This window comes from Metaclostridioides mangenotii, from assembly GCF_017873185.1.
GTDB classification, from domain to species: domain Bacteria; phylum Bacillota; class Clostridia; order Peptostreptococcales; family Peptostreptococcaceae; genus Metaclostridioides; species Metaclostridioides mangenotii.
In genome coordinates this window covers 416,809-435,052 of sequence record NZ_JAGGJX010000001.1, presented here as the reverse complement: position 1 = coordinate 435,052, position 18,244 = coordinate 416,809, and the positions used below count along the sequence as shown (strand labels likewise).

General features: G+C 23.9%; 12 protein-coding genes and 1 pseudogene. All 13 read right to left on the bottom strand.

Going from position 1 to position 18,244, the window contains the following annotated elements:
- Window positions 1-193: 193 nt before the first annotated feature.
- The 13 genes and pseudogenes from J2Z43_RS02100 to J2Z43_RS02045 all read right to left on the bottom strand — a co-directional run bounded on the left by J2Z43_RS02100 (window position 194) and on the right by J2Z43_RS02045 (window position 17,916).
- Window positions 194-1,519, bottom strand: coding sequence for a lanthionine synthetase LanC family protein (locus tag J2Z43_RS02100; protein WP_209455632.1), 1,326 nt, complete (start codon window positions 1,517-1,519; stop codon window positions 194-196).
- Window positions 1,520-1,548: 29 nt separating this feature from the next.
- Window positions 1,549-4,533, bottom strand: a complete 2,985-nt coding sequence (locus J2Z43_RS02095; RefSeq protein WP_209455631.1) for a lantibiotic dehydratase — start codon at window positions 4,531-4,533, stop codon at window positions 1,549-1,551.
- Window positions 4,534-4,845: 312 nt separating this feature from the next.
- Entirely contained in the window at window positions 4,846-5,073 is a 228-nt protein-coding gene (locus J2Z43_RS02090) for a hypothetical protein (protein WP_209455630.1), read from the bottom strand.
- A gap of 1,124 nt (window positions 5,074-6,197) precedes the next feature.
- The gene (locus J2Z43_RS02085; protein WP_209455629.1) at window positions 6,198-6,611 is read right to left on the bottom strand and encodes a hypothetical protein; all 414 of its coding nucleotides are present in this window, start codon (window positions 6,609-6,611) and stop codon (window positions 6,198-6,200) included.
- Between the two features lie 296 nt (window positions 6,612-6,907).
- The gene (locus tag J2Z43_RS15295) at window positions 6,908-7,093 is read right to left on the bottom strand and encodes an HNH endonuclease (protein ID WP_209456348.1); all 186 of its coding nucleotides are present in this window, start codon (window positions 7,091-7,093) and stop codon (window positions 6,908-6,910) included.
- Between the two features lie 29 nt (window positions 7,094-7,122).
- Window positions 7,123-7,461: an anti sigma factor C-terminal domain-containing protein gene (locus tag J2Z43_RS02075; RefSeq protein ID WP_209455628.1), complete on the bottom strand. Its 339-nt coding sequence runs from the start codon at window positions 7,459-7,461 to the stop codon at window positions 7,123-7,125.
- Between the two features lie 218 nt (window positions 7,462-7,679).
- Window positions 7,680-7,952 (bottom strand): annotated as a pseudogene (locus J2Z43_RS15380) (sigma factor regulator N-terminal domain-containing protein); the annotation flags it as partial.
- A gap of 849 nt (window positions 7,953-8,801) precedes the next feature.
- A complete protein-coding gene (locus tag J2Z43_RS02065) occupies window positions 8,802-11,336 on the bottom strand; it encodes a hypothetical protein (RefSeq protein ID WP_209455626.1) in 2,535 nt (844 codons plus the stop codon).
- A 454-nt stretch (window positions 11,337-11,790) separates the two neighbouring features.
- Window positions 11,791-11,904 (bottom strand): hypothetical protein, encoded by a 114-nt coding sequence (locus J2Z43_RS15290; protein ID WP_327786927.1) that lies wholly within the window; start codon window positions 11,902-11,904, stop codon window positions 11,791-11,793.
- A gap of 16 nt (window positions 11,905-11,920) precedes the next feature.
- The gene (locus J2Z43_RS02060) at window positions 11,921-12,607 is read right to left on the bottom strand and encodes an HNH endonuclease (RefSeq protein ID WP_234925934.1); all 687 of its coding nucleotides are present in this window, start codon (window positions 12,605-12,607) and stop codon (window positions 11,921-11,923) included.
- A 416-nt stretch (window positions 12,608-13,023) separates the two neighbouring features.
- The gene (locus J2Z43_RS02055) at window positions 13,024-13,320 is read right to left on the bottom strand and encodes a hypothetical protein (RefSeq protein WP_209455625.1); all 297 of its coding nucleotides are present in this window, start codon (window positions 13,318-13,320) and stop codon (window positions 13,024-13,026) included.
- Window positions 13,321-14,120: 800 nt separating this feature from the next.
- Window positions 14,121-16,055 (bottom strand): hypothetical protein, encoded by a 1,935-nt coding sequence (locus tag J2Z43_RS02050; protein ID WP_209455624.1) that lies wholly within the window; start codon window positions 16,053-16,055, stop codon window positions 14,121-14,123.
- A 112-nt stretch (window positions 16,056-16,167) separates the two neighbouring features.
- Window positions 16,168-17,916 (bottom strand): P-loop NTPase fold protein, encoded by a 1,749-nt coding sequence (locus J2Z43_RS02045; RefSeq protein ID WP_209455623.1) that lies wholly within the window; start codon window positions 17,914-17,916, stop codon window positions 16,168-16,170.
- Between the last annotated feature and the right edge of the window lie 328 nt (window positions 17,917-18,244).

Here is an 18,244-nt window from a genome sequence, read left to right as displayed (position 1 = left end):
CCAACTGAATCTTATTAATAATACTTTGCATAACCAACATACTTATAATCGGGATTGCAGTTGATATAATAGTCGAAAATATAGATAAAAAAAGGTATTTTTTATCTACTTCAAAAGTAACTTTCAAAGCCAACTTAAAACTTTTAATAATATCATCTCCTTATATATAGGAAAATTTGCACTCTCTTTATTTCTAGTCAAAAAATAATAATTTATTAAAATCTATATCATCATTAAAAACTAGAGATAAAGCTAAAACTATACCAGTAGTACCTTCTAAAAAATTGTATGATTTAATTTCATATTCTTTTATCTCATTTATAAAATTTTCATCTAAGTTAATCCTAAATCCGAAATCGTTTTTTTTATCAAAACAGTTCAAGATATTATTAATTGAATACTCTAAATTTGTTATTAAAGTTATATCATTATCTTTTTTATATGCTAACAATTGCATAGCAAGTATGCTGGCATATCCATGGCAAATATTTGTCGTAAATAAATAAAAATCATTAAAGTGTTGTTTAGCAATTTTTTTACAATTATTATTATACTTTAATGATTTCTCTTCATCATCTAAATAGCTACATGTTTCTAGTAAAATCTTGGATAAGCTAAATGACCCATAACACCATTTATAAAAATCTAAATAATAGTCTAAATTTTTTAATCTATTATTACAATACTCTTCTAAATCAATAATTGGCGGCCAAGTAATAGCATTATCAATTTCAATTTCATATTTATCATATATATTTAGGAATATTGAAATAGAATTGTCTAATCCTTCTACATTAAATCCCTTGTTTTTGGCCATCGCAAGGGCTTTTAGTGGACCAGCTATACCATGAGATACACTAAGGTTTATGTGACCATATAAAAAACATTTTTTTTCATCATCTGTTGAATTATGGTATGGAATATAGATTTTAGGTGCAATAAATTCATCTTGACTAGATTTCTCTGCAAGCATAACAAGATACTTACATATGGTTTTTAATTTATCAACTTCTGTTTCTTCCCATTCAAATTCAAATAAATAATTTAAGGTTCCTGATAAGCCATATATAATATCATAATCAAATGTATTAGTATTATTTTTATAATTATCTATTAACTTTACAGCTTGTTTGTAGCTTTCATCCAAGAATAGCTTGTTTATATCGTTTAAAAACTTGGAAAGTAATCCTGTGCTTCTATTGAAAGAATAGATAGAATATGCACAATAACCTAAACCCTCAGTAAACATTGAATAAAAATTCCGGAAATTATCACTTTCTATTTTAATCTTTATTTTTTTTGCTAACTCATATCCTACACAAATATATTTATCTTTTTTCAATTCAGGTATAATCGGCAACAAATTAGAAATAGTGATTAAAAAATCCTCATAGTCATCTTGCTTAATTAAGTTAGCTTCAACCTCATTATGTATTTTTTCTAAATACCACATTATAATTTCACTTATTTTTTCCTTATATTTTTTGTCTATTAAAAGATTTCTCTTATCTAATAACATTTTAAACCTTTCCAAAACACCTGAAACAATTATTTATAGTGTCTTTTCCTATTGTTTAATTCTCTTATTGAATGTCTAATTAAATGAGTCATTTTTTCTTCTTCAAGTGGATTACCTTTAAATCTATTACAGAACATATGAGTTATTGAAAAAATAATACTATCTATTGAAGTTATGTTATTATCACTAATAAGTTTATTTTTGATTTCTTTTAAAATAGTATTTCTTTTCTCTAATAACGGTATTAAATAATTAATTTTTTCTATTTTAATTGGGTCATTGTAAAATAATATTTCTGAAAAATCAAGATATCTTTGCCTGCTAGTTTTAAATTCATTACGCCATTTTGAATTATCCGTGTATTTCTCTAGAGCAACAACAATCTCATCATCTGAAGTATAGAATACTTTTAGTATTGATATAATACCTAAAAAATAATAAAATTCAACATCACTAGAATCATATAAATCCACTTTTTTTAATAATTCCATAACAAATTCGCTATCAGCTGTAAAGAAACGTTCAATTTCATTCATTAAATTAATACCACCATATCTAGAAATTTCAGGTAAATATGTTTCAATTGTTGCTGTATATATCATCCCTTCATTTTTTAATTTATATATATAATCATTAATTAACATAAGTACATTCATTAAGTCCTCATTATTGTCAAATTTTAATCGTATCCTTAAATTTTTACCGCCTTCGTCAATGTATCTTATAAAAAATTTTATAGATGATTTTTCAATTAATTTAAATAATTCTTCAATATTATAAATAACCTCATTTTCTCTACCATCAACACCGTATAATTTGTAATATAGCCAATTTTTTTCAAATGGTAATATGAAAAATTTACTATCGGTAACGATACTTTCTTTATACGTATTATTAAATTTATCAGTATTTTTAACCTCTTCTTTTTTAAAAAACGATAAAGAGTATTCAGACATGTATCTATTTTTTACTTTATCCTCAAGTAGTAATTCTTTGTTAGAATTAAATTCAAATTCTTCTAATATAATATGGGAGGATCTTTTAATTTGTTTAAATAAATACTCGTAAAAAATTTTATTTTCTAAATCAATAAGTAATCGATTATCTGACTCCGTTAAATACACATACTTATCAATTTTAAATATATTTTTAATACTACAGAATTCTTCCAAAAATAAATCATAATCTTTGATATCACTAAACATTTCTTTATATATTTTCCACTGTTTCGGCTTAATAACAACATTTTCAAATTTAATCCTCGGAGTAAATATATATTTGTTATTAAATAAAAAATATAACCTGTTTAAAGTATTATATTTACTATTGGTTATAGAATAAAGTAAATTAGCTAACTTGCTATGTCCATTTTCGTTAAGCATATCATTTTTTATGAATATAATTTTTTTCCCGGAAATTGCATGAACAACATTAACTTTGTTATCTTCATTAATTATTACATATAAATCTTCCATAAATAATTCCGAATCATTATCATCCCCACCCAGTGAAAATGATAAGCATTTGTTATTTATCTTAATATCATTCCTAACATTTATTGTTCTTGAATCTGACAGTAATTCTCTAATTTCAGCGTAAAAACAGTTATTTTCTGATTGATAATCGGTATCTTTATTTTTTAATTTATTTAATATATTTATATATTTATCTTCATACTTTAAAACATCATAAAATCTATTATAAATCGATGTAGCTCTATCAGAGCCTGGATTATTTGTTATAAAGTATTCATAATTATCGCTATTTAATTTTTTAATAATAACATTTAAATCAAAAGATTCTACAGTCTCGATAGTTTGAAACTTATCTTTATCAACTGCTTCTTTAAAATCGTCTTCTGTTAGTTTGACTTCATCCTTACTCATGCTGATTGATTGTAGAATTTTAAATTCTATTATATTTTTAATTTTTTTTTCTCTTTCATCTATATTATCACTATTTATATTCTCTATTGTATTCAATATATTTAGTTTATTAGTGTCAATAATATCTGTTAAAGGAATCAGAGTATTATATCCATACTTTTCAGTAACTTTTTCACAAAATTCTTCTTGATATGAATTTTCATTATATAGTATATTACTAAACTTATTTATGAAATTATTTAAATCATTTCTAATAGAAACGTCTAAATTACTATTGCTTAAACGTATACCTTTATTAATATATATGTAATTATCTGCCTTAAATATAGAACTCATTTTATTTATAAGTTCACAATAGACAGAATCCAATTCTATGGTAGTACTGATATTGTTAGCTGATAGAGTTTTTTTAATTTCATAAATTAATCTATTAATATCTTCATATTTTTTTGAATATTCATTCAAACCTAAAGAATTAAGAGTAAATATAATGTGATTTAAAGTATCTTTGCAATATGGTGCTTGTTTAAGATTTGTGATTAAAAATTCATTGTCTATAAGATCCTTTACTGTATTCTCTACAAGTAAATTATCAACTCCTGGATATTCTTCTTTAATATAATTTATAACTTCTTTATAAGATCGATAGTTTCTTGTATATTCTCTTATAATATTTATCAAATGCGTATTTTTAATGCTATACTCAGAAAATCTATTTTTACTATCAGCCCCATGCAATGATATTTGTGAATTTTTCAATCTATTACCAGACATATACGTATTGTTATTAAATTTAAGTGATAATTTATCAAGTATATCCTTATTATTTTCTAATTGATAAGTTACATTACAAATCCACTTATTATCAACTTTAACCTCTACTAGAGATTCAGTATCATTCATACACAGGCTCGTTTTTTTACCAAACGATCCTATTCCAACACCAGCACATAAACCGAAAGGTGTAGCCCTAGTCGAAGCTCTTATTAAATATTTAATTAAACTTGATTCAAAGGTATCATTATACTTAACTTTTCCATTTTCAATATTTAATAACATATTAAACATATTTTCACTTGATACCATTAACATATTTTTTACTTGATTGTATATACCTTTATCTTTCATATATGTTATGAGATTACCTTCATATTTTAATAAATCAAAATATATACTTATAGGCAAACTTGGTGCCCTCATTACAAAATGGTCATATAATTTATATGTCAAAATAATTCACTTCCTTTAGCCCTAATTTTCAATTAAAGTTTCCTTAAGTTTTATAACAGTGATTTAGTGGTTTATATTACTAAATTTTTAAATTTCAACACTTTCATAAACAATGTAGTTTATCTAATTTTAAGTCAAATAATTATTTTTTTAATCTCAAAAAGCGTTTCATAAACCAGATAATATACTCTTATTATGTATAACTACTAATTAATCTTGTTTTATTCCATATGTTCTGTTGCAAGGACCAATTTTTGTGTATGTTTCGTGACAACCATTTCCTTTTTTTGCTGTTTTAGAGCATAATTTTTTACTAGCATTTACAATAGTACCGCAGTAATTAACACTAAATGTAATTGCATCAGTGGCTCCAGATTTTGCTACTGCATTACTTTCTACTTTATTTAAATCTAAATTAAAATCATCATATTTTGACATTTCATACCTCCTGGGAATTATAAGTATATTATCTGTTTTAAAAACGCTATACTAATAATGCTAATATTTGATTATTAATATAATTTATAGCATTATTAGTATATCTTATAATTCTCAATCTATCTATAAAATGTCAAAACTGGGCATTTAAACTGCATAAGTGGAAAAAAATATATTAATTCGACAATATTATATGCTTACATGATACAGCTTCTAATTTTTTTATCTATACATGGAAATAAATTTGACAACTTATTTAAAGCAAATCCATATACTTCTAACAACTCAGGTACCCCTCCTGGATACATCAGAATAGTGTCTATATCATCCTCAGTTAAATTTTCTGTAGTGAATCCTAATAAATAACCATCACCAATTCTTGATCATAAGCAAGTCGGCAATGCTTAAATCTTACGTTATAATTCTTTTCAATATTTACAAAGCACGCTTTAAATGTTTCACCTTTATATTCCTTTTCGTACCATCTACAGGTGTTAATTTCATAATATAATATCACCCTCACCCCATAGATTTTAGTACTAAAACTATGGCCCTATAATAATAAGCAATAAGAGAAGTTACGTGTAATAAGGATTAATTCAATGCACTATAACATAGAAAATATTTATGTTCATATATCAATATGAGAACATATATGATTAGAAATAGAGGTAAACATAAGCAGTATTTTTAGAAATTATCATAAGAGACTCTCTCCATTTATTTTGAGTTAGAATATCGATAGATGAATAAGGAAGCACTCCTTAGTACTCCCTATAAAAGTACTATAAGGATTAAGATGGGTTTATATAACAAAATATAAAAGGTAAGTCAAGATATCAATGACACAAAAAATACTATAGTCAATAAAGAAGAAAGTAAAAAATATCAAATAGAAACTAAACTATAAATATCAAATAATGAAATCAAATCTTTAAAGTTTTTAATAGACAAAAATAATGAGGAAATAGAAAATTATAATAAAGAGATCTTGAATAAAGGCAATAAGATAGAGAATTTTAAACTTAAGAAAGAGGATTATATGAAAAATTAATAAAAAAATCTATGGTCATATTATGGTTATGGTTTTTTCATGGGTTTTTATATTTTTTGTGTACCAAGGTTTACGCTAGGCTTTGCATAGCTCCCCTAAACTTTATTTCATCAATCATTTTAGTTATATTTTCATCGTTATACTTATCTTTCCAGATATTCATTCTTTGTAAGTAGAAGTATTTAACATCGTTTTTCAAAATCCATCCTACAGTATTCTCCCTATATTTTAATTTTTTAAATTTTTCTTCATCTAGATTTATTTGTGGGAAAATTGTATTTTCATATAACATTTCTACAATATCATTTTCTTCCGCATATAAAGTTTTATAATAAAAAATTTTCGCCTTATCTAAATCTATAACAAACTTAGGTAAAGCAGATAAAAAATTTATAATAGGCTTAATAGATTCTTTAATATTGATAGAAATACTTGAATTTAATTCATCAGATCTCGTACTGACCTCTTTAAATATTTTATTCACCTGATATTAACTTTACTTGGTTAAAAGCTTCTTCATATTCCTCTTTTATCTTTTTTACGACATCAATATACTTTTTATCATTTTTATTTTATTAATTAATTCTTTTCTAGACATATTGTCCTCCGTAATTATTAAAGATAGTACTTTATATAAATTTAAATTTCAGGTTTTCACAGGTACTAATAAATTTTTTACTAAGAATAAAAATACTCCATGTCATTCAGGAGTACTCACATAATTTATAATTATATTCTATTAATTATTGCGATAAGTTAATTATACAAATGCATAAATTTTTAAGTGTGTATTATATGTATATTTAAATTTGACAAGTGTTCAAGATCTTTATCTAAATTAAGAATATGCATTTTTTTATGACAATTAGGACATAATGCCACTGTGTTATCAATATCGTCATTCCCTCCCTTAGATAGCCAAATAATGTGATGAACTTGAACTTCTAAATAATAAAGTGTAGTCATTATCGATTTTAACACATAGACGTTAAATTTTATTTAAGAGGTTGTATATAAGGAACTATTTTAGCTGTTACCCCTATTGATGCTCCTTTAACATATGGTTTATCTTTCAGTGAAATGAAGTTACTTGATTGTCCAGTCAACATAACGCCGCAGACTTCTAAATCTTTTAGTTTTTTATTTTTATTTATAAAAGCTTTTATGTCTTTTTGTTCTCCTTTATATTTTTCCAATGAACTAATAAAGTAGCTGTAAGTGTTTTCATTGATATTTTTAAGTTCCGCATCGTCAACAGAAAAACCAATTGTTTCATTATTTTCTTCTTCTGTCATTACATATATCCAAGTCACACTTAATGAAGACGGAATCATTTTTTATAATTCATCAAACTTATAAGGTTTATCAAATGAAATTGCAACCTCTGCAACAGAATTATCTAAAGATTGGATATTACTTAATTCATATGGAATAAATTCGTGACTTTTATGAGGATTGTAGAATTCAGCTATTTTTTGATTAGTTTGCCTATCGTAAGAGTAATTGTTATATCCAGAGGAGTTTAAATTATTAGAATCAACATTGTATTGCCTTATTGTATAGCTATTAAAGAGTGTACTCCATGGTACAATATACCCATCAATTTTTTTGAGCGACTAACATGAATTTCTCCTCCAAATGAATTGTTATTGTATAATGTTTGATAATCTACACTTATATTTGGTTCAGCTACTACATTATAAATATTTAATTCTTCATTTAATAAGTCTGATTGTTTTTTTGCAAAGTAATTTGAACTATTATATATTGTTAAAACACCAACGATAAGAATAGACAATGATATAAGTGTAGTTATTATTATGCTTTTTAATTTTGCTACTCAATAAATCAAATAGCCTTGATGAGTCTTTAGTAAATTTAAAACAAATGAAAAGCAAATTAACAAATACATTAGAAGTCTATTATAAATAAACGTTTTTACTTAATCCTTTTGGTTTGAATCCACTAAGATGGGATATAACTTACTTTTATTACAAGGCTGACTTCTTATATATAAAAGTTTACTTTTAATTATTTATATAAGAATAATGTAACATTTTACATTGTTTTATTTAATTTGTTTGAAAAGTTTAAGTCTGTTTTCTATTAAAGAAGCAACCCTAATCATCTCTTGCTATTATTAGTTGTATTTATACTTTTTAGCCTTATACTAATTTAGCACGAAATAAAAGTAATCTTGCTTTGATTGAATTCAGTTGTCGGTATTTCAGTTATCTATTTTAATATCTTCTTCAAAATGTGATCTTATTAGTTTACTATATATTTTAAATTTCAGGTTTCCTTAGGTTTTAGCAAATCCTATAATATATGAATAGCAATAAAAAAAGTACTCCATAATCTTTCGGAGTACTCTTACAATTTACAACTATTTTTCATTTAATTTTATACATGCATCCCACCCATGAATATTAATATAGTTTTGCAGAATTTATTATGAAACTATTCCATTGAAATTTCAACGCTTTATAACTTCATAGATAGTTATTCTATTTAAGTAGATATCAAAATAGCAATGCAGAAGGGGGATAAAGGGGGGATTATATTTTTAAGATAATAAATAAATTTATATTATGATAATACTTTATTCTATATTCATAATATTACTTTAAATAATCTTAGTCCTTCACTCCATGAATGTTATGTAAGTTTACAATTATCTATTAAATATAATACCTACTCCTATACAATCATCCGTCAATTCACATACATAATCTATTTCTACAACTATATCTCTTATATTATTTTCTAAATATTCATTAAGTTCATCTTCATTAAATAGAAATTCTATATTTTCTTTGACCAATATGTACTTACCACTATTATTCTTTTCTATATTGTTTCTATTACAAAAATCATAAACACTCACTTTATTTATACCTACACTTATATTGATCACTTCAAAGTAAATTTGCTTACTATTAAGCGCATACATGAAATTACTGAAGTAGTTTACATCTATTTTTTGTTTATCTTGTCCAAATTTTTCGAGCTTACTTGAAGTATCTTCATCAAGATAAGTGCTACAATTATCATAACCAATAACAACATCTGTTTCTATACTATTCTTTTCTATATATTCTAGAAATTTTATAATGTTATCTTCATCTCTATTTGATACCTTTGGATTATATATATTATTTTTTATTATATATATCAGCCTTTTAATTAATTCGTCATATAATAAATTAACACTTATTTGAATAATATTAATATCTGTAGCTGCTTTAGGAATCTCTATTTTTTTTCTAATTATATCTCTTTTTCCTTTACATTTAGATTTATCTTTTTTAAATAAGCCTAGAAATTCATTAAATTTCTTAAGGAGATCTTTTTCAATTGACTCTTTAGTATCCTCATATGATAAATTATTTTTGTCAATATCACTATGTCCATTTATCATAATTTCTTTATACATCATATTTATACTCTCTCTTAGCATATTGATACTTTCTTCAGCGGCTAGATCTTCTGATATTAGATCTTCAGCAAAAAATAATTTTTTAAATTTTTTGTATTCTTCTAAAAAATCAGAACTATAATTAATTTCGTTAATTATTAAAATCAAATTTTCATATGTAATAAATTTTTTTAAATTTTCTTTTAATATTTCAAAATTATTTCCTTTTAATTTTAGTATATAAAAAACAATAAATTTGACAACAACATTATCCATAATAAAAACCTTTGGATCACTTTTAAATGTCCTTTCCCATGTTTTTAATATCGCTTCTAATAAATATCTATCATTTGGAATAAAATTAGTTTTTAAAAAACTCTTTACTTTATTATTATTAGAATCTATTAGTTTTATTAATTTACTTCTTTCTTCTGATTTAACTAAATATTCAAACTCTATTAAGTAATACAAATATATAATAATAATAAATAAGTACTCATTATCTAGTTTTTTTTCAATTTTATTATAAGGGTGCATACTATTTACCATCTTACGAAAATAAGTTTCTTTTAAAACTTCATCCTCATAGTTATCAATTAATACTTTAGTATATTCACACAACTGTAAATTCACTTGTATATTTTTATTTAATCTAAATTGTTCATTAAAGGCATATATTCCTATACAACCATCGTGATAATCAAATAAATCTTCTTTGACTTTTCTTAATAATATCGGGTTATATTTACCAAAACCTTTTCTTTTCATCTCATCGTATAATCTTGCTGAAAAAAATTTTACTCTAAAATTATTTTGAGGCCTTAAATCTCCATTTTTTTCAATAAAATTCATATTATTAAATAAATCATACTGCATATTAAAAATTATTTTTTGATCAATTCTATCGTCCAATATCATTGTAGCTATTGCGCTAAATATATTATAGAATACTTTTTCATAAACATCTAAATATATCTTTTTGTTTCCACTACCATTATTATTGTCATTGCATATTTTATATATTTTTTGAATAGAATAGAGTGCAATTACTGTTTTACTACTATCTTTCTTCTCAAATATGCTGTTATACACATTTGATAAATTATCTTCTATAATTTCCATCATATAAATATCATCATTTTTTATTGTAATTTCAAATATTTCTTCAAAAAAAGATATATTTTCTTTTATAAGATAAGTATTATTTTTCTCAATATTTATTAAAGTTTCATCTTTCAATCCCTTTAAAAATTGTTCTTTGTAATATTTTCTAGCTGATTTTTCTGAAAAAATATTTTTAATATAATTATAAATCTCATATTTTAATTGGTCATTAACATATAAGGATTTTAATATATCTATAGCCATAGACATAATGATTATTATACTTATAAAAAAAACATAAATTAACAAGTTGTAATAATCTAATGCTAAGAGAATATATGATATTAATATCAATATAAACTCTAGTATAATACAATTTTTATGCTTAAATAATACAGGAGTATCATTTGTAATATATCTAATTATATTAACTCCATAAATCGTATCTTTTAGCACTCCGCTTAAAATTGCAATCAAGGCAATTCCAAGTGTTGATATAGATACCTGAGCCGTAAAAATAGAATACATTATATCTCTTTTATATTGATTATTGATTAAAATAAAACTTGGTAAATTAAAAATATTACTTTCTATAATTAAACAAATTACAAGCAGTGATATAAGTATAATATAAGCAATAATTCTAAATAACTTACTTTTATTAAACTTTGGATTTTTTGTTCCCATTTTTGTAATACCCTTTCTTTAAAGAAATTTAATAGCTGTTTTTAATATAATATAACTTATTAAGTTACAATATTCTACATTCATTTTCAAAAACCTTTTAATATTTTTATATATTTTATTATGCATATTTAAATTTCAGGTTTTCTAGGTTTTAGCAAATCCTATGGTATATGTATTGCAATAAAAAAGTACTCCATAGTTGTTTCGGAGTACTCTTTTAATTTACAACTTTTTATCTTTTAAGTTTATACACACATTCCGCCTTAGATATTATATAGATTTAAGTTTATTTTTCTTAATATAAAAATTCTAAAAATTCAATATTTTTTAGAAAGTATTTTTTATTATGGGTTATATTTTTAATGTCTTTCATTCTAATTGGGTTAATGTTGGATTATTTGCAGCATAATTTAAACTTAAATCATACTTATCTCTCATACCAATACTTATATTTTTAAGTGTGAATTATATGTTTATTTAAATTTGACAAGTGTTCAACATCTTTATCTAAATTAAGAATATGCATTTTTTTATGACAATTAGGACATAATGCCACTGTATTATCAATATCGTCATTCCCTCCCTTAGAGAACTTCTAAATAAGGTTCATTGTTTAAATTCATAAAGGGTGCCTTTTCTTTACAAAGTTCACAAAAACCTTTTGCTCTCATTTTTGTATACTCTATAATAATTTGATTTCTGCTGTGAGTCTGTGAAATTACATTTACTGATCCTGCCTTACCTTTTACTTTTTTAGCTTTATCAATAATTTCTTCTGCTTTAAGTTTTTTTATCTTCCTTTCTTTCACTTCACTATTTCTTCCAAATACATCTTTATCTATATTAGGTAAACTATAACCGCTAACTAACTCCAATTTGAAAATCCATACAGTTCTATCGATTCCATCTTCTCCCTGCTGTATGGACTGATAAGGTTCTCCAATTAAGTAAACCTGTCCTATATATGTATATCGTTTCTTTTCAAACACTTCAAACAAGTGTATTTCCACCTTATTTTCATTACTTAAAGCTAAGGTTTTGTTTTGCATAAAGTCTAGGCTTTGGTCCCCATTTTTCCCCATACCAGTATAATGAAATTCATCTTTATACCACTTGTCTTCATATAGCCCTTTCGTCTCATCTGATATTAATACAAGAGTATTAGTGGAATTTGATTTTCTCATACCGCCCTGTCCACTGCATCCAAAAACCTTCATTATATCATCATTCTGTAAAACATCCCCTTGTGACAAACCTAATCTATTTTTCATTTGCTATTCTCCTGTCCTCTCTATATTTTTTAAAACAGCTTTTTAACTATTAGTCATATTATAGATATTTAAAATTTAACTCAGAATAATTAAAAACTCATATTTATTATAACTAAATTTTACCAAATATAGTTATAAGTAGGAATCCATAACTTTTTCTTAACCTTAAACCATCTGACGGATAGGATTGTTTATAAAATATGATTAAGCAATTCCACTTTGTTTATCGATATTCATTTAAAATTGGTGGAGACGAGGGGATTTCTGTTTTCAACATTGCACAATATTTAATCTTTACTTTAATATTGTATTTCCAATCATTCCAATATTGACAATTGGTTGTTTGCATATTGTTTTTATTATCAATTGTTCTAGCGTGGGAATAAAAGGGGTATTTCTTTCTTCTACTCTATAAATTATTTATTGTTTAGTATTCTATCTATTTTAGTTATACTATCATCATCTTCTACAACTATGCTAAATCTATCAACTACATTATCTTTTTCTCTCTTTATTCTTTTTAAATCATAATAAACCTTTATATAGAAAAAAATATATATAAAAAACATTGCAAAGATAAAAACCGTATACATACTCCAATTAATATTTATCGGATCCTTATTATTTTCATTTTTAAATATGAAACCAAATAATACTGGTATCAAAGAAATAGGTGTCAATGATTTTAATATATCAAATTGTATATTTGCCATATACAAATCTGTATCCAACCACCTTAATAAACACGAATATTGTTTTTTATTCTTGTTAATATCACCTTTACTATTCTCATCAGCGAGATCCATTGCCAAACTAATATTTGCAGAACGATAAGTGTTATATAAAATAAAAAGTCTACGTATTAGGATAAAAGTAAATAATAGAAAACAAAGTTTATTTCTATAAATATAGTAAAAGATTTTTATATCGAATAATATATATATAATATGAATAAATCCCGAAATAACTATAATATTTACAAATAACATAAATAACTGTCTTCTTAGTATTTTTTTAAATTCATCCTTAGCCTTATCTATAATTATATAATTATAGATAAATAGCATGAGTAGTAATAAAATTATAATAAATTTAAAATAATTAGAATTAAATTTATCTAAAGCGTCCATTAAAAAATAATAATTCTCGTTTAATGTCATAATTACCCCTTTCTAAGTTCTTTCTTAATAATTCCTTTAATCCAAAAATTATTATTAAACAACAATATTCTACACTATTGTTAAAATTCCTTTTAAAAATCTAAATAATTAATATTAAAATTTCAAGTTTTCTCAGGTTTTATCGAATATTAAAACATATAAATCGCAATAAAAAGTACTCCGTCGGTTGTTTTGGAGTACTCCGTTCATTTATACTGCAATGGTTGTTTTGTAATACTGCATTCATTGGAGTATTCGTTTTAACACTCCAATAAATCATTTTAATAGCAATATTTGCTATCTTTAAAAATTATTAATAGATAAACTGTATCATTTGATTGAATAAGCAATTATTATCTGTTTTTTATATAATCTGCAATGCAGAAATCATCATTTATTTTTAATATAGTTAAAATAAATATCCTTAATAAAACCATATAATTATGTTTATGTATATCGAATTCATTATCTAAATCAGGTTGTGTATGAACATACTTATTTCTTAGGTCTAAACCATTATTAAATTGTGATTTATTTAAAAAATAATTGATATAGTCTTGTTCAGGTTTAGTGAATAGTGAGCTTTCAATTTTAACAATATGCTTTTTTTCTAATTCATCAATTACTTCTTGACCTTGATTAGGATATTTCCAATAACTTATCACTTCATTATAATATAAATCTTTTAGTATGGTAATAAGAGTATTATTGCTAAATTCAAGGAATCCTTTATTATTTATTAATAAATACTCATGTTCAATTAACCAGTTTATCTTTTGAATATTATGTTTTGAGTAAGAACTGATTACAACCTCTTCATTAGATATTAATTCAAATAAATTTCTATAAGATTTATCTAACTTTTTAATGAAGCCCAAACTACTTTGATCCGAAAACAGAAATATTGTTAATTTTCTGAATTCATCGCCATATCCGTACACATATTTCCTTTGAACCAATGAAGGAATATTTTTATAAATTAGATGATCAGAACTAAATTCAAGTAATTCAAAGTCAATATGCCCTTCTTCAACAAACAGTAAAAATTGTTTTAATACAGACTCAAGTGCAGGCATTATATTTGTGCATTTTTCTAAAAATGTTGAATTTGTTGAAGGCATATTTAATTTAAAGTTATTAGCTTCAAATTCATGGGATAGATAATCCTTAAAAAACCACTCAATTAATTCCTCGATCCTAATATCTATACTAAGTAGTTTGTTATAGTAACCAGTCATTTGCATTAAAGATAGCTGATCTAGACGGTTGAAAGTCCCCCCTTTTATATAAGCATTTTTTGACTTAATAAACATATATCTTTCTAAAACTCCCATATAATGTGATTTATTCACAAGATTGAATCTCATTTGAAAATCAACATAATCAAATAAATAAATAAAATTGTTTAACAAGGTTGCACTATCTCTATTTTCTTCAATCCACTTAGTACTATAGATTGCTTTTATTGAGTATCCTTCTATCTCTATCTTTACTTCCTCTTCCTGAGTATCAGAAAAAATTAGAGTTGTTTCCAAAAGTATACCAGAATCTTCAGGAAATAATTTTTTTTTCTCTAATTCAAGTCTCTTTTTTGCTTTCAGTAATGTTTTTGGCGATAATTCTACTTTATTCTTATTGCTTTGTATATTAGCTATAATCTTTAAGTAATTAAAATTTATTTGTTCATTATCTAAATAATTACAAATTATTACTTCTTTATCTGCATTTGTTAATTCATTCGGAAAAAATAGGTGATTTGTTTCAGTGTTATGTTTTATTTCATATTCATCTAAAAGTACTTCGGCAGAAGATTTATTAAATAACATATACTCTCTTATAGGACATCCAAAGTATTTTGCAATTCCCCTATGTATTAGAATTTCATGTAAATTAACTTTTGATTCGTACAAAAATATCTCAAATTCTAAAGGATCTATTTTTTGATATAAATTAAATTTTACAATTAGTTCCCAAAAATCCTGTCTATAATCAAAATCTATTTTTTCATAATATTTATCAAACTTATCAATATTTATATTCACAAAAAATCTAGCTATTATCGGCATAAATGTCTTTGCTATATCTTTATATTTTTTTATGTCATTAGATTTCCATCTTGTTAGATATATTTCGTTATCAAAGTATTTCTGAATATTATAAAGTTCAATCACATCGTTAATACATTCTAATTTCTTATCATTTCTGTGATTTATAATTACTTTCTCTGAACACTCTAAGTAATAACTATAACTTAAGTCATTAGTAGAATAAAATTTTACTCGATCCACAATTATTACACCTCACTTCTTAAATAACTATGTTAAATTTGTAATATTATTTATTGTGTTATTAGTATCTAGTTGTATAATTATTGCGTTATATACTGTATAAGACATTAACTTAATTAGTAATCTCAAATTCACTACTTTTTATGATATCAGTTAAAAATTCAATCAGTTGACTATCATTTATTTTGCCTATTTTATCTCCTGTATCTAGTTTTGCTACATTTTGTTTTAGATGATTTAAAGAATTTAAAGTCTCTTTTTTATTTACTTCAGTAAAAAATATTTCTTTACTAAGTAGACCTTTTATAGCTGATTTTAATAAAAATCTATCAAAATTCTTTTTATTTTTATAACAATCAAAGAATAAGTTAACAAATTCATCAGTAATCCTGCCTTCATAAGCACCTAAACATTCTATTACAAAAGATACATTATCTTTTTTTAATGCTTCAAATAATTTGTGCTCGAAAAAACAATTATCTTGAGATCTATAAGTGTCAAATATCATGTTGTATAGCATTAGGCCTTCATTACTAAGAAGCCTTTCTTCTTCAACAGTTAAATAAATCCTCAAATAAATTTTTTCATTATTATCAAATGTGTTCTTTAATTTTATTTTTATGCCTTCTTCTAGGCTTTTATAATTAATATTACAGTGGAGATCTATTTTGTATTGAACTGCTTGTAGATATAGTTTAAAAATTGATATATAGTCTGATAATTCTATATTACCAATATACGCATAATCTAATAGCTCTTGAAATCCTTCAATTAAATCTATTTCTTCAAGAAGCAATAGATTTTCAGTTGAAATAATAATATCCTTCTTTGATTTAGGTGATGAAATAATATCAATTCTTTTAAGATCATTTTCTAATAATTTTTCATTGAAATATCCATCTCTTAACCAATCTATCAATGAAAATAAAAAGTAATTCTTATCATATTTTGTATATTTATCTTTTAAATCAGTATCAATAAAAATCCCTTCATATACTTTATATTTTTCATCTTGTAGCTCACCTACTCTATATTCAAAATAAACTACTAGAAAATTATAAAATATTTTTAATTCATTATCTTGTTCTTCAAAATTGGTGTCACTGACCTTTTTAAAAAATAGTTCATAGTCTTGTAGCGCACATTTTAGAATTCGTAAGTTTTCTTTTCCTATTTCACTAAATGTATCGATAATGAATTCTGTATTTTTTTCAAGAAAACTTTTATAACCTAAATCTGAATTATATTCTTCATAAGATTTTATTATTTTATTTATGGTTTCTTTAGATTTATTTGTAAACTTAATAGTTCTAGAAATAATTTTTTCTTTTATAATGGAATAGTCTTCTTTTTTTGAAGGATCTCTTAAAAGTGATTCTTCATTTGCTATAATAATTGTTTTACATTCTGCCATCTCAATATATTGGTTTATTAGTCCCATCAAGTCATTAATGTCTATTTTACAGCGCTCTAGGTCATCAAATATGAATAATAAGTGTGTTTTATTATAGGGCTCGATGTCCACCAACATATTCAAATCAATAAATGGTACAGCTCTTCCGATATAAGGCAACTTCTCTAAAAGCGCTTTATAGTTAATAGATTTTAGTTTATTGTTTGAGGGTATTTTATATCTTTTATTTATATATTTAGCTTTAACTTCTTTATTAAACATATCAGAACTATCTATTCCAAATAAAGAAATTTTAATAATATCAAAGTTGTTTTTTATTAAATCATTATTCATTAAATTATTTTCTATAAAATAAGATTTGCCACTTCCCCATTTTCCAGTAATTAAGAGTGCGCCAGTATTATTTTTTTGATTACAGTATAAATTTATTTCATTCAATAGGTCCATCAAAGTCTCCTTATATATAAATTATTTATATATAATTCTACTTAATAGTTTAAAATCCTTCTTTAATAATCATAATGCGCCTTTTTTATCCGACAACAAAATCGTAAATGGATTTTCTAAAATAATATATAATATAAATTTCAGGTTTTCTCAGGTTCTAGCAAATCCTTAAATAAATCTCGCAATAAAAAAGTACTCCATAGTTGTTTTGGAGTACTCCATAGTTGTTTTGGAGTACTCCATTCATTTATATTGCAATGGTTGTTTTGTAATACTGCATATTTTTAATGGAGTATTCGTTTTGCAACACTCCAATGAAACATTTTAA

Excerpts from the sequence above, each read along its gene's own strand:
- J2Z43_RS02100 (WP_209455632.1), bottom strand. The coding sequence starts at position 1,519 with ATGTTATTAGATAAGAGAAATCTTTTAATAGACAAAAAATATAAGGAA.
- J2Z43_RS02095 (WP_209455631.1), bottom strand. The coding sequence starts at position 4,533 with ATGAAAGATAAAGGTATATACAATCAAGTAAAAAATATGTTAATGGTA.
- J2Z43_RS02090 (WP_209455630.1), bottom strand. The coding sequence starts at position 5,073 with ATGTCAAAATATGATGATTTTAATTTAGATTTAAATAAAGTAGAAAGT.
- J2Z43_RS15295 (WP_209456348.1), bottom strand. The coding sequence starts at position 7,093 with ATGACTACACTTTATTATTTAGAAGTTCAAGTTCATCACATTATTTGG.
- J2Z43_RS02075 (WP_209455628.1), bottom strand. The coding sequence starts at position 7,461 with ATGATTCCGTCTTCATTAAGTGTGACTTGGATATATGTAATGACAGAA.
- J2Z43_RS02065 (WP_209455626.1), bottom strand. The coding sequence starts at position 11,336 with ATGGGAACAAAAAATCCAAAGTTTAATAAAAGTAAGTTATTTAGAATT.
- J2Z43_RS02060 (WP_234925934.1), bottom strand. The coding sequence starts at position 12,607 with ATGAAAAATAGATTAGGTTTGTCACAAGGGGATGTTTTACAGAATGAT.
- J2Z43_RS02055 (WP_209455625.1), bottom strand. The coding sequence starts at position 13,320 with ATGGCAAATATACAATTTGATATATTAAAATCATTGACACCTATTTCT.
- J2Z43_RS02045 (WP_209455623.1), bottom strand. The coding sequence starts at position 17,916 with ATGGACCTATTGAATGAAATAAATTTATACTGTAATCAAAAAAATAAT.